The organism is Vreelandella subterranea, from assembly GCF_900111305.1.
GTDB classification, from domain to species: domain Bacteria; phylum Pseudomonadota; class Gammaproteobacteria; order Pseudomonadales; family Halomonadaceae; genus Vreelandella; species Vreelandella subterranea.
Genome location: NZ_FOGS01000004.1, coordinates 56,627 through 81,846 on the forward strand (window position 1 = coordinate 56,627; position 25,220 = coordinate 81,846).

Annotated in this window: 21 protein-coding genes and 1 riboswitch; of the genes, 16 read left to right on the top strand and 5 right to left on the bottom strand. The window is 58.9% G+C overall.

All coding sequences use genetic code 11. The features are described from left to right. Positions 1 to 296: 296 nt before the first annotated feature. From BMX75_RS07260 to BMX75_RS07300, 9 genes are all read left to right on the top strand, one after another. A complete protein-coding gene (locus BMX75_RS07260; RefSeq protein ID WP_066321535.1) occupies positions 297 to 1,511 on the top strand; it encodes an aspartate aminotransferase family protein in 1,215 nt (404 codons plus the stop codon). Between the two features lie 47 nt (positions 1,512 to 1,558). Continuing rightward, positions 1,559 to 2,623 (top strand): arginine N-succinyltransferase, encoded by a 1,065-nt coding sequence (locus tag BMX75_RS07265; RefSeq protein WP_092826637.1) that lies wholly within the window; start codon positions 1,559 to 1,561, stop codon positions 2,621 to 2,623. After that, a complete protein-coding gene (gene astA / locus BMX75_RS07270; RefSeq protein ID WP_092826639.1) occupies positions 2,623 to 3,654 on the top strand; it encodes an arginine N-succinyltransferase in 1,032 nt (343 codons plus the stop codon). The genes BMX75_RS07265 and astA overlap by 1 nt, the downstream gene beginning before the upstream one ends. A gap of 24 nt (positions 3,655 to 3,678) precedes the next feature. Then, a complete protein-coding gene (gene astD / locus BMX75_RS07275) occupies positions 3,679 to 5,151 on the top strand; it encodes a succinylglutamate-semialdehyde dehydrogenase (protein ID WP_092826641.1) in 1,473 nt (490 codons plus the stop codon). Beyond that, positions 5,148 to 6,503 (top strand): N-succinylarginine dihydrolase, encoded by a 1,356-nt coding sequence (gene astB, locus BMX75_RS07280; RefSeq protein ID WP_092826642.1) that lies wholly within the window; start codon positions 5,148 to 5,150, stop codon positions 6,501 to 6,503. Before astD ends, astB begins: the two co-directional genes overlap by 4 nt. A 104-nt stretch (positions 6,504 to 6,607) precedes the next feature. Continuing rightward, positions 6,608 to 7,033, top strand: coding sequence for a GNAT family N-acetyltransferase (locus BMX75_RS07285; protein WP_092826643.1), 426 nt, complete (start codon positions 6,608 to 6,610; stop codon positions 7,031 to 7,033). A 36-nt stretch (positions 7,034 to 7,069) separates the two neighbouring features. Further along, entirely contained in the window at positions 7,070 to 7,759 is a 690-nt protein-coding gene (bluB, locus tag BMX75_RS07290; protein ID WP_092826645.1) for a 5,6-dimethylbenzimidazole synthase, read from the top strand. Positions 7,760 to 7,815: 56 nt separating this feature from the next. Beyond that, complete coding sequence (locus BMX75_RS07295; protein ID WP_092826646.1) at positions 7,816 to 8,292, top strand: GNAT family N-acetyltransferase; 477 nt, start codon at positions 7,816 to 7,818, stop codon at positions 8,290 to 8,292. A 91-nt stretch (positions 8,293 to 8,383) separates the two neighbouring features. Further along, positions 8,384 to 9,706, top strand: coding sequence for a DUF2252 domain-containing protein (locus tag BMX75_RS07300; RefSeq protein ID WP_092826648.1), 1,323 nt, complete (start codon positions 8,384 to 8,386; stop codon positions 9,704 to 9,706). Between the two features lie 34 nt (positions 9,707 to 9,740). On the opposite strand, the gene BMX75_RS07305 is transcribed toward BMX75_RS07300, so the two are convergent. From BMX75_RS07305 to BMX75_RS07315, 3 genes are all read right to left on the bottom strand, one after another. Continuing rightward, positions 9,741 to 11,540 carry a GGDEF domain-containing protein gene (locus tag BMX75_RS07305; RefSeq protein WP_092826650.1) on the bottom strand — a complete coding sequence of 600 codons (1,800 nt, stop codon included), beginning with the start codon at positions 11,538 to 11,540 and terminating at the stop codon, positions 9,741 to 9,743. Positions 11,541 to 11,810: 270 nt separating this feature from the next. Further along, positions 11,811 to 12,866, bottom strand: coding sequence for an SPFH domain-containing protein (locus tag BMX75_RS07310; protein ID WP_092826652.1), 1,056 nt, complete (start codon positions 12,864 to 12,866; stop codon positions 11,811 to 11,813). 1 nt (position 12,867) lies between these two features. Beyond that, entirely contained in the window at positions 12,868 to 13,362 is a 495-nt protein-coding gene (locus BMX75_RS07315; RefSeq protein ID WP_092826654.1) for an NfeD family protein, read from the bottom strand. 158 nt (positions 13,363 to 13,520) lie between these two features. Here BMX75_RS07315 and BMX75_RS07320 point away from each other — a divergent pair, with 158 nt between their 5' ends. Beyond that, positions 13,521 to 14,237, top strand: coding sequence for a trimeric intracellular cation channel family protein (locus BMX75_RS07320; RefSeq protein WP_092826656.1), 717 nt, complete (start codon positions 13,521 to 13,523; stop codon positions 14,235 to 14,237). Here the strand turns inward: BMX75_RS07320 and BMX75_RS07325 are convergent. Next, entirely contained in the window at positions 14,234 to 17,200 is a 2,967-nt protein-coding gene (locus tag BMX75_RS07325; RefSeq protein ID WP_092826658.1) for a translocation/assembly module TamB domain-containing protein, read from the bottom strand. The genes BMX75_RS07320 and BMX75_RS07325 overlap by 4 nt on opposite strands. A gap of 107 nt (positions 17,201 to 17,307) precedes the next feature. Here BMX75_RS07325 and BMX75_RS07330 point away from each other — a divergent pair, with 107 nt between their 5' ends. The 5 genes from BMX75_RS07330 (at position 17,308) to BMX75_RS07350 (ending at position 22,743) form a co-directional block, all read left to right on the top strand. Then, positions 17,308 to 18,018, top strand: coding sequence for a DUF3581 family protein (locus tag BMX75_RS07330; protein ID WP_092826660.1), 711 nt, complete (start codon positions 17,308 to 17,310; stop codon positions 18,016 to 18,018). A 140-nt stretch (positions 18,019 to 18,158) separates the two neighbouring features. Further along, positions 18,159 to 19,142, top strand: a complete 984-nt coding sequence (locus tag BMX75_RS07335; RefSeq protein ID WP_092826662.1) for a TRAP transporter substrate-binding protein — start codon at positions 18,159 to 18,161, stop codon at positions 19,140 to 19,142. Between the two features lie 49 nt (positions 19,143 to 19,191). Next, the gene (locus BMX75_RS07340; protein WP_092826664.1) at positions 19,192 to 19,755 is read left to right on the top strand and encodes a TRAP transporter small permease; all 564 of its coding nucleotides are present in this window, start codon (positions 19,192 to 19,194) and stop codon (positions 19,753 to 19,755) included. 13 nt (positions 19,756 to 19,768) lie between these two features. Continuing rightward, complete coding sequence (locus BMX75_RS07345; protein WP_092826666.1) at positions 19,769 to 21,034, top strand: TRAP transporter large permease; 1,266 nt, start codon at positions 19,769 to 19,771, stop codon at positions 21,032 to 21,034. A 209-nt stretch (positions 21,035 to 21,243) separates the two neighbouring features. After that, positions 21,244 to 22,743 (top strand): CoA-acylating methylmalonate-semialdehyde dehydrogenase, encoded by a 1,500-nt coding sequence (locus BMX75_RS07350; RefSeq protein ID WP_092826668.1) that lies wholly within the window; start codon positions 21,244 to 21,246, stop codon positions 22,741 to 22,743. A gap of 62 nt (positions 22,744 to 22,805) precedes the next feature. Here BMX75_RS07350 and BMX75_RS07355 read toward each other — a convergent pair whose 3' ends face one another. Then, positions 22,806 to 23,498, bottom strand: a complete 693-nt coding sequence (locus BMX75_RS07355; protein ID WP_092826670.1) for a hypothetical protein — start codon at positions 23,496 to 23,498, stop codon at positions 22,806 to 22,808. Positions 23,499 to 23,710: 212 nt separating this feature from the next. Then, positions 23,711 to 23,813, top strand: a riboswitch (TPP riboswitch). Here BMX75_RS07355 and BMX75_RS07360 point away from each other — a divergent pair. After that, a complete protein-coding gene (locus BMX75_RS07360; RefSeq protein ID WP_092826672.1) occupies positions 23,803 to 25,197 on the top strand; it encodes a sodium:solute symporter family transporter in 1,395 nt (464 codons plus the stop codon). It overlaps the preceding riboswitch by 11 nt. Positions 25,198 to 25,220: the final 23 nt, after the last annotated feature.

A 25,220-nucleotide genomic window follows, 5' to 3' on the forward strand; every position in this document is an offset into this window, starting at 1 on the left:
GGCTTGAGTATGCAGGCTCACGGATTTAGCCCTTGATGATCGACACCTGGATCCCGTGCCTTATTCAATGTTTGAGGAAAGTGCGTCGCTGACAGATACCAAAGGGCATCAGGCCTAAATACGTCAGAGATAGCGTGAGGTGAACAAAGGGGGATAAAGGATGGATAATAGAGTGTTACAAAAGGGGGCAGATAAATGCTGCTTTTCATAATTTGCCGTCCCATTGCTGAAAGCAGTTACCCTATTCGTCCCCTTATACTGTTTTCATTCCTTTACCCCACTGGAGGTAGCGTCCCATGAGCCACACCCCAAGCCGTCAGGATTTCGATCACTATATGGCACCCAATTACGCCCCGCAGCAGGTCATCCCGGTGCGAGGTGAGGGGAGCCGCTTGTGGGACCAGCAGGGGCGCGAATATATCGATTTTGCCGGGGGCATCGCGGTCAACTCCCTGGGGCACTGCCATCCGGTACTGGTCGAGGCGCTAAAGGACCAGGGTGAAAAGCTGTGGCACCTTTCCAATGTGTTTACCAACGAGCCAGCGCTGAACCTGGCCAAGGCGCTGGTCGATCGCACCTTCGCCGATAAGGTCTTCCTGTGCTCCTCCGGCGGTGAAGCCAATGAGGCTGCATTGAAGCTGGCTCGCCGCTGGGCAGTGGATCACCACGGTGAACATAAAGATAAAATCATCTCGTTTTATCAGTCGTTCCATGGCCGCACTTTTTTCACCGTGAGCGTGGGGGGGCAGCCCAAGTATTCACAGGGCTTTGGCCCGGTGCCCGGTGGTATCCTGCATGCCGACTACAATGACCTGGAAAGCGTGCGCAAGCTGGTCGGCGATGACACCTGCGCGATCATGGTCGAACCGATGCAGGGCGAGGGCGGTATCGTGCCTGGCAAGCAGGACTTCCTCCAGGGGCTGCGCGATCTGTGCGACGAGCACAATGCGCTGCTGATTTTTGACGAAGTGCAGACCGGTGTTGGCCGTAGCGGCGAACTCTACGCCTACAAGAATTACGGCATTACGCCGGATATCCTCACTAGCGCCAAATCGCTGGGCGGTGGTTTCCCTGTGGGGGCAATGCTGGCGACGGATGCGGTGGCAAAATCATTGGTCATTGGTACCCACGGTTCCACCTACGGCGGCAACGCGCTGGCATCGGCTGTTGCCCTGGCGGCGGTCGAGTTTATCGATACCCCCGAGGTGCTTGAAGGCGTCAAAAAGCGTCATGACCTGTTTCGCGAGCACCTTGAAACCATCAATCGCAAGCACGGCGTGTTTAAAGAGATTCGCGGCATGGGCCTGCTGATGGGCGCCCAAATGTCCGATGCCTATGAAGGGCGTGCCAAAGATATCCTCCCGCTGGCGATTGAAGAGGGATTGATGGCGTTGATTGCCGGGCCCAATGTGCTGCGCATGGCGCCTTCCCTGGTCATTCCGGAAGCGGACATTGCCGAAGGCATGGCCCGCCTGGAACGTGCGATTGAACGGTTAGTTGCCGCCGCATGAGTGAAGCCGCAGCAACAACCGTCTCAAATGCTGAGGGAGCGTTGAGGATGCTGGTAATTCGACCGGTGAAAATGGCCGACCTGTCGGCGCTGGAACAGCTAGCCGAGCACGCCGTGCCCAAGCTTACTAATCTACCCGCCAACCGCGAGCGTCTTGAAGAGCGCATTGTGCGCTCCGAGGCCGCCTTCAGCGGCGAGGTGGAGTTCCCCGGCAACGAGCACTATACGTTCGTGCTGGCGGACGACGCCAGTGGCGAGGTGCTGGGAACGGCGACCATTCGCGCTCAGGCAGGCGCTAATGAGGCCTATTACACCTATCGCCAGGAAACGCTGATTCACGCCTCCCAGCAGCTCAACGTGCGTCGGGAAGTGCAAACCCTGGCGCTTTCCCATGAAGTCTCGGATGCCACCCTGCTGTGTGCCTTTTCGCTCAATCCGCGCTACAAGGGCACCAGTGCCGAAAGCTTGCTACGCCGTGCACGGCTGATGTTTATCGCCCAGTACCCTGAGCGCTTTTCGCGCATTCTGGCGGTGGCATTCCCTGGCTATCTGGATACGTGCAGCGAGTCGCCGTTCTGGGAGAGCGTGGGGCGGCACTTTTTTGCCCGCAGCTTTCAGGAGATGAATCATATTGCCGGGGTGCGCTCGAAAAGCTTTATTGCCGAAGTCATGCCCCAGTTTCCTCTCTATTTACCGCTGTTAACGCCCCAGGCGCGGGCGGCGATTGGCCGTGAACACCCGGCCCACGAAGAGGCCCTGGAAGAAATGCTGGCGGAAGGCTTTGTGCGCTCGCGGCATGTGGATATTTTCGACGCCGGGCCGATTGTCAAAACCGAACGCGAGCGGCTGGAAACCTTCCGCTCGGCAGCGTGGCACCCGGTCCGGGTTCGCCCCGAGCACGCCTTGCCCGATGCGGAACCGGCGATGATTGCCAACCAGAAGCTGGGGGGCTTTCGCTGCATTGTGGCGCGCTATGCGCTGTCGCCCACCGGTCAGTTGATGCTGTCCCCCGAGCACGCCGAACGCCTGGGCGTGGAAGAGGGCCGCGCGGTGCTCGCCGCGCCGTTAACCCTGCCCAGCGCGGTAGATGCGCTCGATGAAGGAGAAATGTAATGCGCATTCGACCCATTGCCCGGGATGATCTGGATGGTCTCCAGGCGCTTGCGCAGCAGGCCGGTGTGGGCTTTACCTCGTTGCCGGATAACCGCGAGTTCCTGGCTGGCAAGATTGAAGCGGCCGCCCGCGCCTTTGAAGAGCGCACCCCGGTGGATGACCGGCTGTATTTCTTCGTTCTGGAAGACGAAGACAACGGCGAGCTCGCTGGCTGCTGCGCGATTGAGGGCCAGGTCGGTCGCGAAGTGCCGTTCTACAATTACCGGCTGGGCACGCTGGCGCATTCCTCCATACAGCTGGACTTGCACCGCACCATCGACACGCTGTTTTTAAGCTCCGACCATACCGGCGATGCCGAGGTGTGCTCGCTGTTTCTGCGCCCGGAATACCGCGGCGAAGCCAACAAGCATCTGCGCAACGGTGCACTGCTCTCCAAGGCGCGCTGGCTGTTTATCGCCCAGTTCCGCGACCGTTTCCCCGATAAAGTGCTGGCGGAAATGCGCGGCGTTTTTGATGAGCACAACACCAGCCCCTTCTGGGAAAGCCTGGGCAAGCACTTTTTTCCCATGGATTTCAACGAGGCCGACCGCCTGACCGGCCTGGGGCAGAAGAGCTTTATCGGCGAGCTGATGCCCAAGTTTCCGATCTATACCACCTTTATGTCGGAAGAGGCGCGGGCCTGCATCGGCCAGGTGCATCGGCATACCCGTCCGGCCATGGAAATGCTCAGAAAAGAGGGGCTGCGTTGGGAAGGTTATATCGATATTTTCGACGGTGGCCCCACGGTGGAAGCCTACATTGACGATGTGCGCGCCATCCGCAACTCGCGGCTCTGCCAGGTGGAAGTGGCCAATAGCGCGCCGCAAGAGAGCGTCAGCCGCTGGCTTGCCGCGACCACCGACATGCTCAGCTTTACCGCCAGCTGGATAGGCCGTGCACCCAGCGACGACAACACCATCGTGCTTGGCGAACAAGAAGCGCAGCGCCTAGGCGTTGCCACCGGCGATACCCTACGGCTACTCGAGACCTAGGCGACGTTTACAGGAGAGTTTTTTATGCACGCCCAACAGCAGCAACTGATCAATGGCGCCTGGGTAGCTGGCGAAGCAGCCATCTTGACCAAGGTCGACCCGGTGGCCGGGTCGCTGCTTTGGCAGGGGGCAGAAGCCTCCGGTGAACAGGTCGCCTCGGCCGTCAGCGCCGCACGGAGCGCCTTCCCCGACTGGGCGCGTACGCCGTTTGCCGAACGCCAGGCGCTGGTCGAGCGCTTTGTCGAGGTGCTGACCGCCCGCCGCGAAGCCTTGGCCGTCGCCATTGCCTCCGAGACCGGCAAGCCGCTCTGGGAAGCGCGCACCGAAGTGGGCGCAATGATCGGTAAAGTGGCGCTTTCCCTCAAGGCCTACCATGAGCGCACCGGCGAAAGGGAAAAGGACGTCGGCAGCGCCAAAGCCGTGTTGCGCCACCGCCCCCACGGCGTGATGGCGGTTTTCGGCCCCTACAATTTCCCTGGCCACCTGCCCAACGGCCACATGGTACCCGCGCTGTTGGCGGGAAACTGTGTGGTCTTCAAGCCCAGCGACCAGACACCGCTGACCGCGGATTTGACCCTGCAGTGCTGGCTGGAAGCCGGTCTGCCCGCCGGCGTCATCAATCTGGTGCAGGGTGGCGTGCCGGTCGGCCAGGCGCTGGCGGGCAGCCCCGATATCGATGGACTGCTGTTTACCGGCAGTGCCAAGGTGGGCGGCATGCTCCACCAGCAGTTTGCCGGTCAACTGGATAAAATCCTCGCGCTTGAGCTGGGTGGTAACAACCCGCTGGTGGTGAAAGATGTGGAAGATGAGCGCGCCGCGGTGCTGAGCATTTTGCAGTCGGCGTTTCTATCCGGTGGCCAGCGCTGCACCTGTGCGCGGCGCTTGATGGTGCCAAAGGGGGAAATCGGTGACAGGCTGATCGACGCGCTGTCTGACGCGATCGGCAAGCTGCACGTGGCGGGCCAGTTCGAGGAAGAGCCCGCGCCGTTCTTCGGCGGGTTGGTCAGCGTGGCGGCGGCAGATGGCCTGCTCAAGGCCCAGGATGAGCTGGAGTCCATGGGCGGCACGGTGATCAATCGTATGCAGCGTCTACAGGACAATACCAGCCTGCTCAGCCCCGCGCTGATCGATGTGACCGGCTTGGACGTGCCCGACGAGGAGCACTTCGGCCCGCTGCTGAAAATCCATCGTTATAGCGACTGGGATGAAGCGCTACGGCTTGCCAACAACACCCGTTACGGTCTCTCGGCCGGGCTTATTGGCGGCGAGCAGGCCGACTGGGACGACTTCCTGCTGCGCATCCGCGCCGGGATCGTCAACTGGAACCGCCAGACCACCGGCGCGTCCGGCGATGCGCCTTTCGGCGGCGTGGGTGACAGCGGTAACCACCGTCCCAGCGCCTACTATGCGGCGGATTACTGTGCCTACCCGGTGGCCTCCATGGAAGCCGACAGCCTGGAAATGCCCGATACGCTGCCGCCAGGAGTCAACCTGTGAGTACCCTCGATATCAGCAGCGTCAGGGAAGTCAATTTCGACGGCCTGGTCGGCCCGACCCATAACTACTCGGGCCTGGCGGTGGGTAACGTGGCCTCCATGAGTCACGGCGGCCTGGTGTCCAGCCCCAAAGAGGGCGCCTTGCAGGGGCTTTTAAAGATGAAGTCGCTGATGGACGCGGGCTATGCCCAGGGCGTTCTGCCACCCCAGCAACGGCCGGATATCAGTGCGCTACGCGATCTGGGCTTTAGCGGCAGCAATAGCGACGTGCTGGCCCGCGCCGCCAAAGAGGCGCCTCAACTGCTGCGAGCGGTCTGCTCGGCGTCCAGTATGTGGACGGCTAACGCGGGTACGATTACGCCAAGCCTGGACGCGCAGGATAGCCGGGTGCATTTCACCCCGGCCAATCTTCAGTCCAGCTTTCACCGCTACCTGGAACCGCAAACCACGGGGCGCGTTCTAAGGGCGATTTTCCGCAACGAACAGCACTTTGCCCACCACCCGGTGCTGCCCGCCACCCCCACCTTTGCCGACGAAGGCGCGGCCAACCATACCCGTCTATGCGGTGAGCACGGCGAGCCGGGCGTTCACCTGTTCGTGTATGGCCGCCAGGCGTTTGGCGGTGAAAAAGAGCCAAAACGCTATCCTGCAAGGCAGACCCTGGAAGCCAGCCAGGCGGTGGCGCGCCAGCATGGGCTGACGGACGCACAAACGGTGTTTGCCCAACAGCACCCGGATGCCATCGACGCGGGTGTTTTCCACAACGACGTCATCGCCGTGGGTAACGGCCCCGTGCTGCTTTACCACGAAATGGCCTTTCTGGATGAAGAGGGCACGCTCGATGAGCTGCGCGCCAAAATGGCCACACCACTCATTCCTGTGCGAGTGCCTCAGGAAGCAGTGAGTATGGAAGACGCCGTGGCGTCTTATCTGTTCAACTCGCAGCTGCTTTCCAACCCGGACGGCACCATGACCCTGGTGGTGCCCGGCGAATGCCAGGAGCGCGAAGCGGTCTGGCGCACCATTCAGGATTCGCTGCTAGCGGGCAATAACCCCATCAGCGACGTGATCGTCAAAGACGTCAAGCAGAGCATGCGCAACGGCGGCGGCCCCGCCTGCCTGCGACTGCGCGTGGTTCTTTCCGAGGCAGAGCGAGCAGCGCTAACCGGCCGCGTGCTGCTCACCGATGCGCTCTATGATGAGCTGACCGCTTGGGTGAACCGCCACTACCGCGACCGCCTTGCTGTGGACGACCTCAAAGACCCGCAGCTCGCAGAAGAGTCGCTGACAGCACTGGATGAACTCACCCAGCTGTTAAAGATCGGGTCTGTTTATCCGTTTCAGTTGGGGTAGGGGCTTAAGCTAAGCTAGCAACCAAAACGCCAAGGCAATGCCTTGGCGTTTTGCATACTATAAGTCCAAGATATCTCAGGTAACTAAAGCCTAGAGATACGCATATGGAAGCCATCATTCGTCGAACTGACGACAAGGCGTTCGCGGAAAGCATCATTCGTCAGAACATGTCGGCCTACTATAAGCAGTTGGATATGCACTGGGATACAGCCCTGTTTGATAAACAGTGGGATGAGTTCGAAAGCTACGAGTTAGTCATAAATGCTTCACGAGTGGGGCTGCTATGCATAAATCACGATGAAAATGCTTACTATATTCGCGAACTACAAATTGATCAGCAGTGGCAGCGTCAAGGCGTAGGTACAGCGGCAATCCGCTACACGGAGGCAATTGCTAAACAAGCAGGCATTCACTTACTTCGGTTACGTGTATTTTGTATCAACCCCGCAAGTGCTTTATACGAGCGAATGGGATTTCGCGTGCGTAAAACCGAGGGCGGGACTCACTATATGGAGCGGAGTATCCTTTAACGATAAAACCGACCAGGAAAAGGCGCCACCATCCAAATGTCTACCTCGAACCCTCCTTTTTCCGATGCTGAGCGGCGTGGCCTCTACCGCGCCATATATGAGCGGCGCGATGTGCGCTCGCAGTTTCTGCCCGACCCGATTCCCCCTGAAGTACTAACACGACTGTTGGAGGCCGCGCATCATGCGCCTTCCGTGGGATTCATGCAGCCCTGGGATTTCATCGTGATTGAAAGTCGCGACGTCAGGGAAACGGTGCTGGCGATGTTCGAGCAGGAGAACCAGAAGGCCGCCGAGCGCTTTGAAGGCGAGCGAAAAGAGCATTATCGCAGCCTCAAGCTGCAAGGGATTATGGAAAGCCCGTTGAATCTTTGCATTACCTGCGACCGTAGCCGTGGCGGGCCCCATGTGCTGGGACGCAATAGCATTGTGGAAACCGACCTCTTTAGCACTTGTCTGGCGGTGCAAAACCTCTGGTTGGCTGCGAGGGTAGAAGGTATCGGTGTTGGCTGGGTGAGCATTCTTGACCAGGAACAGCTGAGCACGGCGTTAAACCTGCCTGAGCATGTTTACCCGCTGGCGTATCTCTGCCTTGGCTACGTGAGCGAGTTTTTAGATCAGCCAGAGCTTGAAGCCAAAGGCTGGCGCTCCCGCTTGCCATTAAGTGAACTCGTTCATGGTGATAAATGGGGGCAGCCGCTTGCCGGTCCCTGGTTTGACGCGCTATAGCGCTATACCTTATTTGTCGCTAATGTATTCGCTCATGCTGAATAAGAGCGTCATTTATGCAAAGTGATATCACCCTCAAGCGGCTAAGAGCCGACAATCCTAATGCTGAAATAGTCGCGGGCTGGACATATGAATCCTGGGGGCATTTGCATCCAGGCTTAACGCTGGAACAGGCTATTAAACGATTGAAAGCCGAGTGTGGGCAGGGCGGTGTGCCTTCAATCTTTGTGGCGATGCAGGGCGAAACCCCGGTGGGAACCGCCAGCCTGATTGCCGATGACATGAGCATACGCCGTGAACTTACCCCCTGGCTGGCCTCTGTCTTTGTCGTGCCCGAGTGGCGCGGGCAGGGCATTGCCTCTGCATTGGTGCGCCGGGTAAAAGCAGAAGCCGTTGAGAACGGCTTTGAGCACTTCTATCTCTACACCCCCGACCAGCAGGCGCTTTATCGGCGTTTGGGGTGGCAAGATGTAGAAAGCCTTGAGTACCGGGGCGAAACCGTCACGGTGATGTCACGACAGTTGGGGCTTTAAAGGCGTATTGTGGCTCCTGTGACTTAATCTCTTAACGTTTGTCGCCTACGCTTAGACAAGACAGCATTTATGCACCCACAAAGGCATCGCAATGAGTCATGCACTAACGGGACACAACCGCCCCCAGCAAGTGATTGAAGCCATCCAGCAAGCCAACGCGCCCTTGGACGCGGCGACCCGCCAGGCCAAATATGCCAAGATGGCGGCATCGACATATCGTTTCTTCCGCGGTACCAATCATATGTACTGGCAAGACGTATGGTACGACTGGCGCTTTTCGCTGTTTGGGGGGTGGCCCAATACCCAAACCTGGTTGCAGGGTGACGCCCATGTCTACAATTTTGGTGCTTACGGTCATCATGATGACCAGGTGCGCTACGGCATGGACGACTTTGACGATGCGCTAATCGGCGATTATCAATACGACCTGTGGAGGCTGGCCATCAGCGTGGTATTGGATGGTCGTGAAAATGCCGAGCTTAGCCCCAAAGCCATTGATAAAGCCCTTGGCAAGCTACTAGAGGGTTACTATTACACGCTGGCGGATTATACCGACGATGTGCCCATCGAGGCAGTCACGCTGGATAGTGCCAAAGGTCAGTTGAAGCCTTTCATGAGCAAGGTGGCGGATAAGCAGAGCCGTGCGCGCATGTTGGAAAAATGGACCACGCTTGACGACCAGCGAGGTCGGCAGTTTGCGGAGCGCCCCGGTAAGCTCGCTAACTTGCCCGCTGATATGGCCAGTCAACTGCGTCGACTGATAGAGCAGGAATACCAGCAAACCCTTCAAGACGCTGCAAAAGAGAGCGACCCCCGCCATTTCCGCGTCAAAGACACCGCGCGTCGGCTGGACGCAGGTACCGGTTCGCTCGGGGTAGAGCGCTACTATGTACTGATTGAAGGCGGGGTCGACCACGAGCACGACGACATCATTCTGGATGTCAAAGAGCAGGTAACCCCGGAAGCCTATCACTTCATGAGCAAGGCCCAACAGCAGGCGTGGCGCAAGCTATTTCCCAATGAAGGTATTCGCCATGCGGCGGCGTTTCATGCCATTGCGGAACACCCGGATGCCTACCTTGGCTGGTTAACCATGAATGACAAGGTGTTTTCGGTCCGCGAGCGCTCTCCTTTCAAGAAGGACTTCCCTACCCATAAACTTTCCAGCGGAAAGCCGTATCGCAAGCTCGCACGCCAGTGGGGGCAGATTCTCGCCCGGGAACACCTGCGGGGGGCAAAAGCGCTGAATAGCGGGGATCATAGACCTTTTGCCATGGCGATCTGCCAGCGACTTAAAGGGCGTGAAGAACAGTTTGTGGAGGTGCTATCGACCCTCGCGGTGGCTTACGCGGATTGCGTCGAACAGGACTATGGTGTGTTCATTGATCATTTTCTGGCGACCGATTCCCCCTAAGCCTCAGGCGCTGCTTGGATGAACGGAACACAGGTTAATGTGGTTGCCGTCGGCCAAGTATAAAGCCATGTTCCTCGAATGACGCAGACCATACAACGCAGCGGTTACGGCCGCTGCGTTTGGCGTGATAAAGCGCTTCGTCAGCGAGTCGAAGAAGCTTATGCGGGTTTGGAGCATGATCGGGGTAGGTGGCAATGCCGCAAGACAGCGTGATTGGCCTGAGCGGGACGCCTTGGTGAGCACAGGCGCATTGTGCGACGGCGTCTAACAGCGCATTGGCACTGGACTCGGCCGTATCGGCCGAGGCTTCCGGGAGCAGGGCAACAAACTCTTCGCCTCCGATTCGGCAGACCACCCCTAATTCCATAAAATGCTGGCTGAGTAACGCGGCCATTTTAACCAGCACCGCATCGCCTGCATCGTGGCCAAAGTGATCGTTGATGTCTTTGAAATGGTCCAGGTCCAACATGAGCAGAGAAAGCTGGCTGCCATGCTGTTGAGCGCGGCGGCACTCATGGTCGAATACCGTATTGAAATGGCGTCGGTTGTGAAGGCCGGTGAGAGGGTCTTCAAACGAAAGCCCCTCCAGTTCCTGAACAAGCTGGCCAAGTTCTGCTGTGCGTTCGGTAACTTGCTGTTCAAGGGTTTCGTTGGCCGTTGCCAGTTGCTGCTGGGTGCGTCGGTAGTGCCATAGAAATATAGTCGCAATTGCCAGAGAAAAAGCTAAGCTGCCATAGCTTAATGGCACCGTTCGCCAGGCCACGAAGCCATGGGCGACAACCATGTCGGCGAGCAGCAGGGGAGCAAAAAAGGTGAAGCTTAGCACCAGCAAGCGCTGTTCGAGATTGAGCCTGCGGAAGCGAAATAGCGCGAGCAGCAGCATGAACGGCATGGTCACGGCGAGCAAGACATCAAACACAGGGAAGGTTATCGATAGGCTGATAAAGCCTAACTGCACCAGGCCCATGGCCATCACCAGGTAGGCCAGGTGTAAGGCCCAGAGTCGCTTGATCCAGCGCTTGGCGGTGCCTTCAAGCCAATGGCTGAGCAACATCCCCAGCGCGATCGGAAGGGTATAGTAGCTGCCTGCTCTGAGCATATCCCAGGCCAGGGGGCCATCGGCGATCAATTGGCGGGCGGGTGCCTCGGCGAGCAGCATCAGCCCGGAGGCGTAGGCAAACAGCGCGATGGCCAGGAAGCCACGCCGTTCAGGCCCGATAAGGGCGAAAAGGGTGGCCAGAATGCCCAGCACCAATACGAGCGCACTGACGCCAAGATCCTGGGCGGACTCATGGATGACGTGTTTGAGTACATCGATACGCTCCATTATCTGCACTTCGCCCCAAAGCCCAATGCTGGTGTAGTAGGAATAGAGCCGGAAAGTGAGTACCTGGCCAGCCGCCCCTTCAGGCAGGTCGATCATATGCCAGGGCCAGCCAGCAAAATCGCCTCGCCCCTGGTCGTCAAATTCGCCGTACTGATAAATCAGCTCATCGCCGAGGTAGGCCTGGCCGATTAAATTGATACTGGTGATATAAAGGACGGGGTCATTCCAATCGCCCTCAGGCAAGGTTGTGCGTAACCAAAGGTGCTGATGCCCTTCACGGCCTGGTGGGTTGGAAGGGGAGGCTGTTGATTGCCAGTCGGCGGATTCATCATCTAACCACTCGGGCTCGCCGTTCGCATTCAGGGGGGAGTCGCCCCAACGGTACTCCCAGTCCATTAGCGGCTGGGGCAGGGCTTCCGCTTTGAGGCCATCAGAGAGTATCGCCAACACAATAAATGAGACGATCAGCAGAATGCGATGTCGTATGGCGAACCCACGGCGCAGCATGGCGAACGTCCTCGTATTATAGCGATCATTCCGCTGATGAAAGGCATCAACAAGATACGGCGAGAGGCTGATGCAGCGAGGTACAGTAGCGTTAGTACATTGGTCCCAATCTTAACTAAAAAGCGAGCCAAGGTGGTGCTGTTTCTTCAACGATTTTTTTGTCCCGGCCCCATGAAAAGGCCATAAAAAAACCGGACTGTCGCCAGCCCGGTCGGAACGCGTTGCTTCGGGGGCGCAAGGACCATCATCAGGCGCCTCCTTTTCTAATACCTACTGGCCGCTGGCAGCCCCGCCAACGACACCGCTCTGGAAGCCGCTTTCGCGAGTGCCGTTACGGTTTTTAAGGTGGCTGGCCACGGTGTCTTCCGGCGACCCCGCCATTTCGCGGAACATCCCCATGGAGCCAAGCAGGGCAGAGGACTCGTAGGGCACGAAAACCCGTTCGCCGTCTTTAGCCATGTTGGGCAGCCCCTTGATATAGCTCTGGCCCAGCAGATAGCCCACCACGGTGCGCTTGTTCTCTTCGCTATCGCCAATCGCGCTGAGCACCAGCTTGATCGATTCCTGCTCGCCCTGGGCACGCAAAATCGCAGATTCTTTATCGCCCTCGGCATTCAGGATTGAGGATTCACGCTGGCCCTGCGCCATGGCGATGGCGGCGGATTTTTCGCCTTCTGCCTCGGTAACGGTGGCACGACGCTTACGCTCGGCGGCCATCTGTAGACGCATGGCGGACTCGACTTCATCCGGCATGGCGATATCCTGCACTTCAACGCGGGAGATTTTGACGCCCCACTTGGAGGCAGGCTCTTCCATGGCCGCCTGAATCTCGTTGTTGACCTCTGCGCGGGACTCGAACAGCTTATCCAGCTCCATCTTGCCGACCACCGAACGCAGCGTGGTCTTGGCCAGTACTTCCACGGCCTGACTCATGTTCTCGACTTCATAGACCGCACGTTTCGGGTCGATAATCTGATAGTAGAGCGCGCCATTGATGCGCACGGTGACATTATCGGTGGTCACCACCGGCTGGCCGGGGAAATCCATCACCGTTTCGCGGCGGTCGATACGGGTCTCATCGGTGGTAATGGCCGTGTAGTCCTCGCCCATCTTGCGGTAGCGCAGCATGGTAATGGCGCGCGGCTGCTCGATAAACGGCACAATAATGTTGATGCCGCTTTCGAGCACGCGATGAAACGAACCGAGTCGCTCGATGACCATCACCTCGGATTGGCGAACGATCACCAGGCCTTTCGAAATGATCAGTATGCCGATCACGACAATGATCAGGCTTATCAGTAGGCCTGGGCTAATGGGTAAATCCATTTTAAGTTTCCTTGTGTTGATTCGTATCAGCCGAAGATGCTGAACTGGCTGACGTGTGGAGCTGTACAAGGGCCGTTGTGCCCTCGAAGCGTTTAAATACCACCGGAGTATCCGGGGGTAATTCGGTCTGGTCACTTTTGATAACGCGTAGGCGATAGAAATCCCCGTTGACCTTGATGCCGGTAGCGTTATCGAAGTCGCGTTTTAACGTGGTGTAGTGCTTGCCTTTTTCCACACCGGTGCCAGTGGTGCCGTAGTGTACGCCCTTGGGTGAGAAATGCGGGCGAATGACCATCACCCCCAGGGGCACCAGCACACCGGAAAATATCCCCATGCTGATCAACTGCCAGGGAAGTGTCAGACCAAGTGCTGTGACCGCTGCCGTGAACGCCGCGGCCACCCCCAGGGCAAGCAGCAACATCGCGCCAGAGGTTAGCTCCGCCAAGCTCAGTAGCAGGGCGAGTACCAACCAGCTATAAGCAGGGTTCCAGTCCATGGGCACTCCGTTGTCAATCGATAAAGGTATTACGACGACAGCCTAACCTAATGTGTATTAACACGCCTATCATAGGCGTTTTTATATTCGTGTTTGGCCCGGCAAGGCGGGGGCTATTCTGCCCGCATTGAAGGGCCGTGGATAAAAAGGAGCATCGCGTGTCGGGTATCGTTTATTGGTTGGATATGGCGGGGGTGATCGTGTTTGCCCTGTCCGGGGTTGTCCTGGCATGTCGCTCGCGGATGGATCCGTTTGGCATGCTGGTGCTGGCCGCCGTCACGGGGATAGGTGGCGGTACGCTGCGCGACTTGGTGTTGGGGGTGAGGCCGGTGTTCTGGGTGGCTGATCCAACCTACCTGTGGGTCATTTTTGCCACCGTGGGTGTCTCGCTGGTGGGGTTTCACTATATCCATCGCCTGTCACGCGGCTTTTTACCGATTGCGGACGCCTTTGGTCTGGCGTTATTTACCGTGATTGGCGCTCACAAAGCGCTATTGTTGGGGACATCCGGCGTTGTGGCGGTGCTGATGGGCATGATGACAGGGGTGGCGGGTGGCATGATCCGCGATGTGCTGGCCCAGCGTGTCCCCATGGTGCTGCGCGAGGAAGTCTACGCCACGGCGGCGATGGCGGGTGGCACTGCTTACGTGGTGCTAGATGCCCTGCAAGCGCCGCTGCCCCTGACCATTGCCGCCTCGTTGACGGTGACGCTGGGATTGCGAATCGCGGCGATTCACTGGCAATTGGCGCTACCGGTATTTGCCTGGGTGACCCTGCCTCCGAAAACTGCCGATGATTCGGCCGCTCCCCTTTCCACGCCGCAAAAAGCCAAACAGCGGGTCAGGATGATTCGCCGTGAGCGAAATCGCCGTTAAGGCCTGGGAAAACGCTTTGCCTCCCGCCAGCGGTCGAACCAGCGCCTGGGTTGCAGGACTTTCAGCTCAGGTTCGCTGTCGATCAGCTCGACGCCTGTTCCCAGGGCGCCGATACGGGCATAAAGCGCGCCGTTGGCCTGTTTCTCGGCCAGGGTGACATCGGCAAGCAGCAGAAGGGGCCCGCCGGTTAGCGTCAGGTCGTAAAGACGAATGCGCTCGCCGTCGATGTGCAACTGCGCATCACCGCTGATATTGCGCACGTTCAACAGTCTACCCAACCAGCCGCTTTCCCGGGCGCGCGCTAAAAAGAGGCGGGCGAGTAAGCCAGTATCTCGCATGCCAAGGCGGAGTTGACTGGTCAGGCTGATAGGGTCGCGCCATTCGAGTACTGCGTCGTCAAGGCTCAATTGAACCCACCACCCGGCATCCTGCGTGCCTTCTTCGCTCTGTCGAAACACGTTTTCCAGCCGCAGGAATGAGTCGTCGGCGTTAAAGCGCCGCGCTTCCAGGTCACCTTTGTCGAGTTGCAGATGGAGTTCGACATCGCCCCTGATACGTTGGTCGAGCAACGCCAGGTCGGCACCAAAGGCGCGCAGGTTGATCTCGCCCTGAGCGGTCAGGCCCTCCAGCAGCCATTCGCTGGTCAGGCTTGCCTGGCCCCCGAGCAGACGGATGCCTGCTTCTTCGGGGAGATAGTGGTTATAACGGGTGAAGTCAGGAACCTGGGTAGTGGGCAGCGCAATACGCGTAGTGAAGAAGGCAGGTTCGGGGGCTGCCAGCACCTCGCTGAAACGTTCGGTCTGGGTCGTCAGGGCAAAGTGGCGACCCTCCAGGTGGGGTCGGTCGTCGTCCCGGCGCGTGAGCGTAAAGTGCGGTATGCCCAGCGAAAGCTGGGCGTGCTCGGCGCTATCCAATTGAGCCGTCAACTCGCCGCGGCCCGTGGCCAGATAGTCCAGAAAACCGACCTCCAGCTGGTTGGCGTTGACCCTCAGGCGTGTGGGCGCCAGCAGGCGGTCATCGCGGAATGCCCCTTGAACAAATAGCTGGCCGTTTCCTGCGAGCTTTAATCCGTGGGCCTCGGGCAGGAAAGCATTCAAAAAGCCCAGCTGCTGTACGCTGCCCTCCATGGAAAACTCACCGCTGACGCGACTGGCGTCAGTGATTTTCTCTCGCTTGAAACGGCCTTCATTGAGTACCAGGGTACTCTGTAACGTCTCAGAGGTAGCGTTCGTATCCGCAACTTGCCAACGCAAACGCGATCCGCTGATATCCAGCGCGGAGCCGTCGAGCGCTGCCCGACGCATCGCCAGGCTGAGCTGGGCGCTGCTTTCCAGCGTGCCGTCCTCATCGCCGTACTGCCAGCGCGTGGTCAACTGCTCCCCGGCTAAATAGATCTCGCCGCTCATCTCCTCCGTCGTGAACGCCAGCTGGCCGTTGCTGGTGGCTTGGCCGTCAAGCAACTGCAGCGGGCGGGGGTCGGGTAATATTGCGCCCAGGTAGGGTTGCAGCACGCTGATGTCCGGCAGGCGGGCAGACTGCCAGGCCAGCCGGGCGGTGGCGTCCTCCCGGGCTTGCACAGGGTCAACCGGGCTGCGCGCGTTGAGGGTGATCGCGGCATCCGCCAGCAGCGTTTGCTCATGGTGGCTCAGGGTCCCATCAATGAACGTATGTGTCGCATCGATGACCTCGTCGGGGGTTAGCTGTGCCGTCAGGGAACCGCTTCCCCTGGCGTTGAAATCCAGCAGTTCCGCGGCCAGTTCGGGGGCCTGAATCGACAACGAGGCACGGTGAGGCTGGGCGTCACGTAGCGTTATGCTGGCGTCGACTTGACCCTTCCCGGCCAGGCGAACACCCTGACCGTCAAAGGTATCTGCCAGGTAGCGGTCAAGCATATCCAGTCGGGTCACCTGGCCTTGCAGCTCAAGGGTGGCGCTCGTCGGTAGGTCCAACTGGTCCAGGCGCTGGTTGGGAATGCCGGTCACCAGGCCCAGTTGGGTATCGTCAGCGTAAGGATGGCTGTCAGCCAACACCACGTTGTTTAACTGAGTGGAAAAGGTCAGCGTATTGTCCTGTGCTGCCAGACGGACGTGCCCTTCGCCGACGGCGGTATGAAGCGGCGGAGAAGAGTCGGGAGTCATCCAGCGCGGTGAGTCACTGGCATCGGGCGTCAGACGTTGCTCATCCACCGATAAGCGTAAGGCCGACGCCACCAGGGTGAGCTGGCTACCGTGCCGTAACCTGCCAGCATCAAGCGCAAGCTCGCCCGTCAGTGCCCCGCTGCCATCAAGCGTTAACCAGGGCAGTGCTTTCAGATAGGGCATGAAGACGTCCCAGGCGTCGGCCTGGGCATTGATGCTCAGCTGTGCTGAAAGGGCACCGAGCAGGCTGGCGATAAGCTCATCGCGGGGGACCTGTGCGGTGGTTACGCTTTCCAGATTGGCACTGGCGGCTAACCTGATATCGCGCGCCAGGGTGGCTTGGTCGCTTAGCCGTACCAAACGCCCTTGGTTAATATCCAGCGATACATGGGGCACGGCCAAGGCGTCACGACTGAACTGGGTGTCCGTTATCTGGAGTTGGCCCTCGGCTTCAAGCGCAATATCGCCAACGGTCAGGCGGCGGAGCCCACTGGCCTCCAGCGCCTTGATATGCAATTCGCCGCGCAGTAGGTCGAGCAAGGACAGCGAAAGGGTGGCTTGTCGGGCGTCAACGGTGACGGGCATCCGATCGTCTTCACGGGCGAGGTAGAGATTCTCGACTTCCCAGCGCCCAGGGTGCAGGCTTTGGGCATTTGACCAGCGCACCTCGACACCTTCGATCTTTGAAAGCTGCTGCGGCAACCATTGGCTATTGAGCAGCCAGGCACTACCGAGTAGCCAGATGAGCGCCACTGTCAAAACGCCTGCCAGGGTGATGAGCAGAGTGTGTGAAAGACGTTTTGATCTGGGACGCTGATTTGGCATACGGCTTCCTTGCAGGTGGCTCCTGTTGATCGACGTTTTATGGCATTATGCGCGTCGTAAGCCCACCTTCGACTTTTGATTTCAACGCTGAGCAGACAACCTAAGCCATGTTCAAGGAATTTTACACGCAGCGCGGAGAGTATGTGGTGATCTCCGCTGAGCAGGCCAGCCGCTTCGCTAAGGGCGTCGCAGGTGACTATAACCCGATCCATAATCCGGATGCGCGGCGTTTCTGTGTGCCGGGGGATCTCCTTTTTGCGCTGGTATTGGCAAAGTTTGGTTTGTCGCGGCACATGGAGTTTCGTTTTACCAGCATGGTGGGGGCCGATACTCCGCTTGTGTTCAGCGAATCTGAAAATGGTGAGCTGCACGTATACGATGAAGACGGTAAATGTTACCTACAGGTTAAACGGCGCGGGGACTGGACCGACGATGCCTCGGTGATAGAAGCCTTTGCTCACTGCTACGTGGCATTTTCGGGTAAGAACTTTCCTCACTACCTCAAGCCGCTGATGGAGGAGCACGGGGTGATGTTCAACCCCAAGCGCCCGCTGGTGATCTACGACAGCATGGGGTTCTCGCTTTCGCGCCTGAACGCTGTGTCGCCTGGGTTGACGCTCAGCCATTCGTCGTTGGATGTGCAGGGAAAGCGCGCCGACGCCCTGCTTGAGTTTGCCATTGAGTCAGCAGGTGAATCGGTGGGGGTTGGCTCCAAAAAGCTGGTTGTCAGCGGGCTGTGCCCCTATGATGCGGATGAAATGGCGGCGATTGTGGATGAGTTTTATCGGCTCAAGGCGGCCTACCTTGCGTCAGTCTGAACGGGGTTAATCGGAACGGCCTGGCTGGATGCGACGTTGGTGGTGATAGCTGCCCTCAACGCTTGGTGTAGGGTATTCTTAGCCTCATTCATCATAATGCGGTCCTGCGAAGCGACCGCGCCAATGACAAGAGGCGAGTTATGAATCACTGCAAACGGTTGACCCTTGCACTTACTGCCACCGCGTTGGCCGTAACGTCCTTCAATGCCCAGGCGCGTGATTTTCGTTTAGGCCTGATCACCCCCGCCCAGCACCTTTGGTCAACCGAAGCGGAAGCCTTTGCCGAAACGCTGAATGAGCGTTCCGGTGGCGAGCATAGCGTGTCGGTTTTTCCTGCTCAGCAGTTGGGTAATGAAGCGCAGATGGTCCAGCAGTTGCAGAGCGGCGCGCTGGACATGGCGTTCCTGACCATTGCCGAAATCTCCAATCGGATTCCCGACTTCGGTGCGCTTTATGCGCCTTATCTGGTTGATGACGTCAACCACGCCGCCCGCTTGCTGCGTTCGGACGCCGCCGGCGAGCTGCTCGACCTGATGCCGCAAGGTGTCGGTCTGGTCGGCGTCGGTTACGGTATGGTGGGCATGCGCCAGGTGCTCAGCCGTGACCCCATCGAAAGCGCCGATGACCTGGAAGGTCAGCGCCTGCGGATCACCCCCTTCGAGCCGATTCGTGATTTCTATACCGCCACCGGTGCAGCCCCTGCGCCCATGCCGTTGCTGGAAGTGTACGACGCTCTGGCCAACGGCCAGGTAGACGCCATCGACATGGATTTCGACTCCATCCTGATTCTCAAATTCTACGAACAGGCCGATAACCTGCTGATTTCCAATCACATGATGTTCCCCATGGTGGGAGTGGTGTCGGGTCGCGTATGGCGGGAGCTCTCCGAGGAAGATCGTGAGCTGATCGACACGACCATGGCCGAGCATCTGGAGAACGTGCTGGCAGGCTTTGAAGAAAAAGACGCTGCTCAGGAAGAAGAGATCCGCGCCCTGGATATCAACATCGTCGAAGCGGATGCCGAATTCTTCTCAGACGCGATAGCCGAGTGGGAAGCCATCTGGGCACCCAGGGCACCGATGCTGGAAACCCTGCGCGAAGAAGCCGAGCGTCTGCGCGAGTAACCCGCTGACAAGTCAACCACTCGACCACTGACGAGGATTCTCCACGATCATGTTGCAACGCCTTTCCTCGGGGCTTGCCCGCTTTGAAGAGACCGCCGCTGCCGCCCTGGCTGCGGCGGTAACGTGTTTGATCCTGATCAATATTGTCTTTCGTGTGCTGGGTAACCCACTTTACTGGATAAGCGAGTTATCGATTTACGCCATGATCTGGATGACGTTTTTGATTGCGGGGGCGGTGTTCAAGCGTCGCCAGGGAGTGGCAGTGACCTTGTTGAGCGATGGGCTGCCCCGTGCCGGACGACAACTGATAGGCCTCTGGGTCGACGTCATGGTGCTGGTATTTGCCCTGCTACTCGTTTGGCTTTGCTGGCGCTGGTATCAGCCATTCACGCTTGCTCGATTAGGCTTCGACACGGGGGCTTTTCAGGGGCAGACCTTCAACTTCATTTACGCCGAGAACACCTCGACGCTGGGTGTGAAAAAGTTCTGGGTGTGGCTGATCGTGCCGTGGTTTGCGCTATCCCTCAGCCTGCATGGGCTGGCCAACGTCTGGCAGTCGGTCACCCAGTGGCGCCACCCTGGCGACGAGACGACGGCCGAAACACTGCCATGAGGTGGGCGCGCTTATGACCATTGCCGTATTTTTACTGTTACTGCTGAGCGCTGTCCCGATTGCCCTGGTGCTCGCACTGACGGCGATGGTGTACATCTACGTGTCGGGCAATAGCGTGCTGTTCGAGTCTTATCCGCAGCAATTATTCAGCGCCATCGAGAGCTATGGGTTGCTGGCGATCCCGTTATTCATGCTGGCCGGCGAGCTGATGAACGAAGGCGGTCTCACCAGGCGTTTGATCGCCCTGGCACGAATTCTGGTGGGCGGTTTCCGCGGTGGTCTTGCGTATATCAATCTGGTGGCCAACATGATGATGGCGGCCATCATCGGCTCGGCGGCGTCGCAAATCGCGATCATGTCCCGGGCCATGGTGCCCGCTATGGAAGAAGAGGGCTACGATACCCCTTACAGCGCGGCGATTACCGCCGCAGGTGGCCTGCTGTCGCCGATTATTCCGCCCTCGATGCTGTTCGTGCTGTTTGGGGTGATGGCTCAGGTGCCTATCGCCGAGATGTTTATTGCCGGATTGCTGCCGGGGTTATTGCTGGGAGGGAGTTTCTTCGTCGTGATCGCGCTGGTCGGGCTGGTGCAGCAATACCCCAAGGGCCAGTGGCCCAGTCGCCGTCAGGCAGCGCACGACGCACTCTGGGGACTGCCAGCACTGCTGATTCCGGTCATCATTATTGGTGGCATTTTATTGGGCATTGCCACGCCCACCGAGTCGGCGGCGCTGGCCTCGCTTGCGGCCTTGATCATGGGGCGTTTTGTGTATGGCGAGCTGCGCCTGGTTCAAATGCCTCAGGTGCTCAAGCGCACGGCGGTCAATGCCGGTTTGGTCATCATGTTGATTGCCGCCGCCGGGGTATTTGGCTGGGTGGTGATCTACGAGCAGTTGCCGCAAATGGCGGCCGAGTGGATCGCCGCCCTCACGGCCGACCCCTTTGTGTTTCTGCTGATGATGATTGGCGCATTGCTGCTGGTGGGCATGGTCATCGACGGCATCGCCGCGCTGATTCTGGTGGTGCCTATCCTGATGCCGATTGCCGAGACGCAATTTGCCATTAGTCCTTACCAGTTCGGCGTCGTGGTATGTCTGACCCTGGTATTGGGGCTGTTAACGCCGCCTGTGGGGGCCGGGCTGTTTATTGCCTCATCCATGACCGGCGCACCGCCGCTGAAAATCTTCCGTGCCCTGCTGCCGTTTTTGCTGGCGACATTGGTCACCCTGGTCTTGCTAGCCTGGTTTCCCTGGCTCACCAACGCCTTGATTCAGCGTTAACCAACGCGTGTTAGACATGGTCTCCATCCTTTACTTTCCTGGTGGCTAACTTGGTGGCTAATCCATGCATCGGACAGGTAAAGGCTTGTCCCCATGGAAGGGCTAATTGACGCCGCCCGATAGATTCTGTTTACTCTTGCGTTAGCTCGTTGACGTTTACGTCAACTTTCTAATACAACGACAAATACAATGACAACAGGAGCAACGCCATGCCCATTCGCGATATCCCCATGTTTATCGATGGCCAGCCGGTCACGTCCCAGAGCCAGGAGTGGCGTGATGTGGTGAACCCAGCCACCCAGGAAGTCGTCGCCAGGGTGCCTTTCTGCACCGCCGACGAAGTCGAGCGCGCCATTGCCAGCGCCGCAACGGCTTTCAAGGAGTGGCGCAAGGTCCCCCTGGGCAAACGCATGCGCATCATGCTCAAGCTTCAGGCGCTGATTCGCGAGCACACGCCTGAACTGGCGGCGCTGATTACAGAAGAGCACGGCAAAACCCTGCCGGATGCTGAAGGCGAGGTTGGGCGCGGGCTGGAGGTGGTCGAGCATGCCTGCTCCATTACCTCGCTACAGCTTGGCGAGCTGGCCAATAATGCCGCCAACGAGGTCGATGTCTACACCATGCACCATCCGCTGGGCGTCGGGGCGGGCATTACCGCCTTCAATTTCCCGATCATGCTGCCTTGCTTCATGTTCCCGCTGGCCATTGCCACCGGCAATACGTTTGTCCTGAAGCCATCGGAGCAGGATCCCAGCTCGACCATGCGGCTGGTGGAGCTTGCCCATGAAGCAGGCATTCCGGCGGGGGTATTGAATGTGGTTCACGGCGGCCCCGAGGTGGCGAACCAGATTGCCGATCACCCGTCGATCAAGGCGCTGTCGTTCATTGGCTCATCCCACGTAGGCTCGCTCCTGTATAACCGCGCCGCCGCGGCGGGTAAACGCATGCAGGCAATGATGGGCGCCAAGAACCATTGCGTGGTCATGCCCGACGCCAATCGCAGTCAGGCCATCGACAGCCTGCTGGGCTCGGCATTTGGGGCGGCCGGGCAGCGCTGCATGGCCAACTCGGTGGTGGTGCTGGTGGGCGAAGCCCGTGAATGGTTAGACGATATTGTGGAAGGCGCTCGCGGCATGAAGGTCGGGCCTGGCACTCAACGCGATGCCGACCTGGGCCCGCTGGTATCCCCCCAGGCCAAGGAACGTGTCGAACGCTTGATTGGCGCAGGCGAGAAAGAGGGCGCCAAACTGATGGTCGACGGCCGCGGTTGCTCGGTTGATGGCTTTCCGAACGGGAATTTTGTGGGGCCGACACTGTTTTCCGACGTGACGGCCGACATGACCATCTACCGTGAAGAGATCTTTGGCCCGGTACTCTGCGTGGTCAACGTGGAGACGCTGGACGACGCGGTCGCATTCATCAATGCCAACCCCAACGGCAACGGCACCTCGATCTTTACCAACTCGGGCTGGGTGGCACGGCGCTTTGAAAACGACATTGACGTGGGCCAGATCGGTATCAACGTACCGATCCCTGTGCCGGTTGCCTATTTCAGCTTTACCGGCTCGCGAGGCTCAAAGCTCGGCGACCTGGGGCCTAACGGTAAGCAGGCGATTGCCTTCTGGACGCAGACCAAGACGGTGACCGCCCGCTGGTTTGAGCCCGAAAACGTCTCCAGCGGGATCAACAGCACCATTTCGCTTGGCTGATGTCACTCGCCGGGTGGTAGCTTCCTCGGCCTGAAGGGGCCGAGGGAGCGTCAATGCGGGGACTAAAAATCCTGAAACAGCGGTAAGCTTTCTTCCAGCAGCCGTTCAATCGGATCAAGCTGACTTTCGTGCAGCACCAGCATCGAGGGCTCTGAGGCAAAATGCTTGCCGGTCGGCACCAGCAGCGCAAACTCACCTTCTTCAAGATGAAATTCGTGCATCTCACGTAGTCCATCGGCGGTATAGCACTGTGTACAGCGGTATGCTTCGTCCTCGCCGTATACCAGGCGGTGGTACATCTTGAACAGTGTATAGAGGGCCAAACCGCCTTCAAAAGCAGGCCAGCGGGCCGGGATCGTGCGCGTTTCTGCATCCAGTGTTTGCCCGTCTGCCTCGGCATTGGCGATCGCATCGTCAAGCGGGGCTTCCAGCAGGGCGTCTTCATCGGCGGGGAAGGCAACGTTGTCTTTTGAGGCCTGGGTGAAGTCCTTTACGGCGCGCTTGAAGTCGGCCACGGTCTTAATGGCGTAGTCGACATGCTGCAAATCAGCTGGCTCGAAGCCACCATTTTCCCAGCCGTGTATGACACGCAGCGTCATCAAGCTGCGCTCCATGGGGCGTGCCAGCAGCAAATACAGCGCAATATGCAGATGCAGTTGCCGCTCGTCGGTATCGTTTTCAAACGCATTGTAAGGGTCAGCAAACAACGCATGTAGCCTGCCCGGCGTATGTTCCTTGGCTTCTGTATAGCGCATTAGAGATTTCCCTTTGAGCGAACCGTGTCGCTCCGGGCGCACGGTTTCTATAACGTTATTAGATTACCTACTGAGTATGGCCAGCGATAACGTGGATTAAAAGCCCCGGGCGTTTGAAGCGCCGGGTACTTGCGCGTAATGGCATATACTCGCCACTTTACGCTGGTGCGATTCTCGTTGAGAATAATACCTGTTCATAAAGTTATTTCACACACTGTCGCCAGGGGAGCCTCCAAGAGGCTGAGAGTGCGCTTGCGCTAACCCTGGAACCTGATCCGGATGATACCGGCGGAGGAAGCGCGACATGCCCTACCTGACATCCGCTGCGCTGGCCGCGGCACTCGGCATTTTTATCATACTTGGCCTGCGGGCTCGCTGGGCCGGTGGCACGGTCGATGATTACATTACGGCCCGCAATTCCCAGTCCGGGGCGACCCTCGGGTTATCGTTCCTTGCCTCCGGGATGGGCGCATGGATTCTGTTTGCGCCGCCGGAGATCGGCGCCTTCGTTGGCCCAGTGGCCCTTTCCGGTTATGCCATCGGTTCCGCGCTGCCGTTTATCGTACTCGGTCTTTACGGACCGGCCATTCGCCGCGCGTTGCCCGAAGGCAGAAGCATCGCCGAGTTTGCCCAGGCGTGTTACGGCACCAGCGTGCGCCGCTGGGTGTCACTGGTGTCGGTGGCCTACATGGCTTGCTTTTTGGCCGCAGAGCTGACGGCCATTGGGGCGATTACCGCATTACTCTCCGATGTGCCGCCTGCTCTGGTTGTTCTTGGCGTCGCCTTGAGCACGCTTGCCTATACCGTGCTCGGCGGGCTAAGGGCGAGCCTTGCCACCGACCGCTGGCAGGCCTGGCTGTTGATCGCTCTGCTGCTGATCGTCAGCAGTGTTGCCTTCACCTATTTACCCACCCTGCCAGAGGCATCGTCGATGCCGAGCGCCCCGCTGGGCGACGCACTGAGTGTGGCGGTGACACTGGTCATTGCCGTCACGGCGGCGAACCTTTTCCATCAGGGTTACTGGCAGCGGGTGTGGGCCGCGCAGGATTCACGCAGCCTGGGCCTAGGTGCCTGGCTGGGGGGTGGGTTGACCGTCGCTGTAGTGATGGTGATCGGCGGCCTGGGGATGCTTGCTGCGATGAGTGGCGTGGCGCTGGGTGAACCGCCTATCCCGTTTTTTGCTCTCCTGGGCAGCGCACCGTCGTGGCTCGCCCTGCTGGCCCTGGTGCTGGCGGTGACACTGGTGGCATCCAGTGTCGATACGCTGCAGAACGCGATTGCCTCGCTGATCGTCTCCCAGCATGAGCAGCGGGGCAGGTCGCTGACCACGGCCCGCTGGTGGACCGTCGCGCTGATGGTGCCGGTGGTAATCATCGGCCTGCAGGGGCTTTCCGTACTGCGGCTATTCCTGATCGCGGACTTGCTGTGTGCCGCGATCGTGGTACCGGTATTGCTGGGGTTATGGAAACGGATGTCCACCGCGGCGGCGATCGGCGGCGGCATTGCGGGGCTATTAGGCGCCGTGTTACCCGGCTGGATCGCCAGCGGCAGCCTTGCAGCGGGGCTCATGGCGGCGACCTTCCCTGCGGGCATTCCCACCCTGGGGCCTTTCCTCGGTGCGCTATTGGCTTCTTCACTGGTGAGTATCGGCTGGGCGAAAGTAGTCGGTCATCGGGCGTCTTGGGCAAAGCATGGCTGATCACGTTATGATGGTAGGTTATC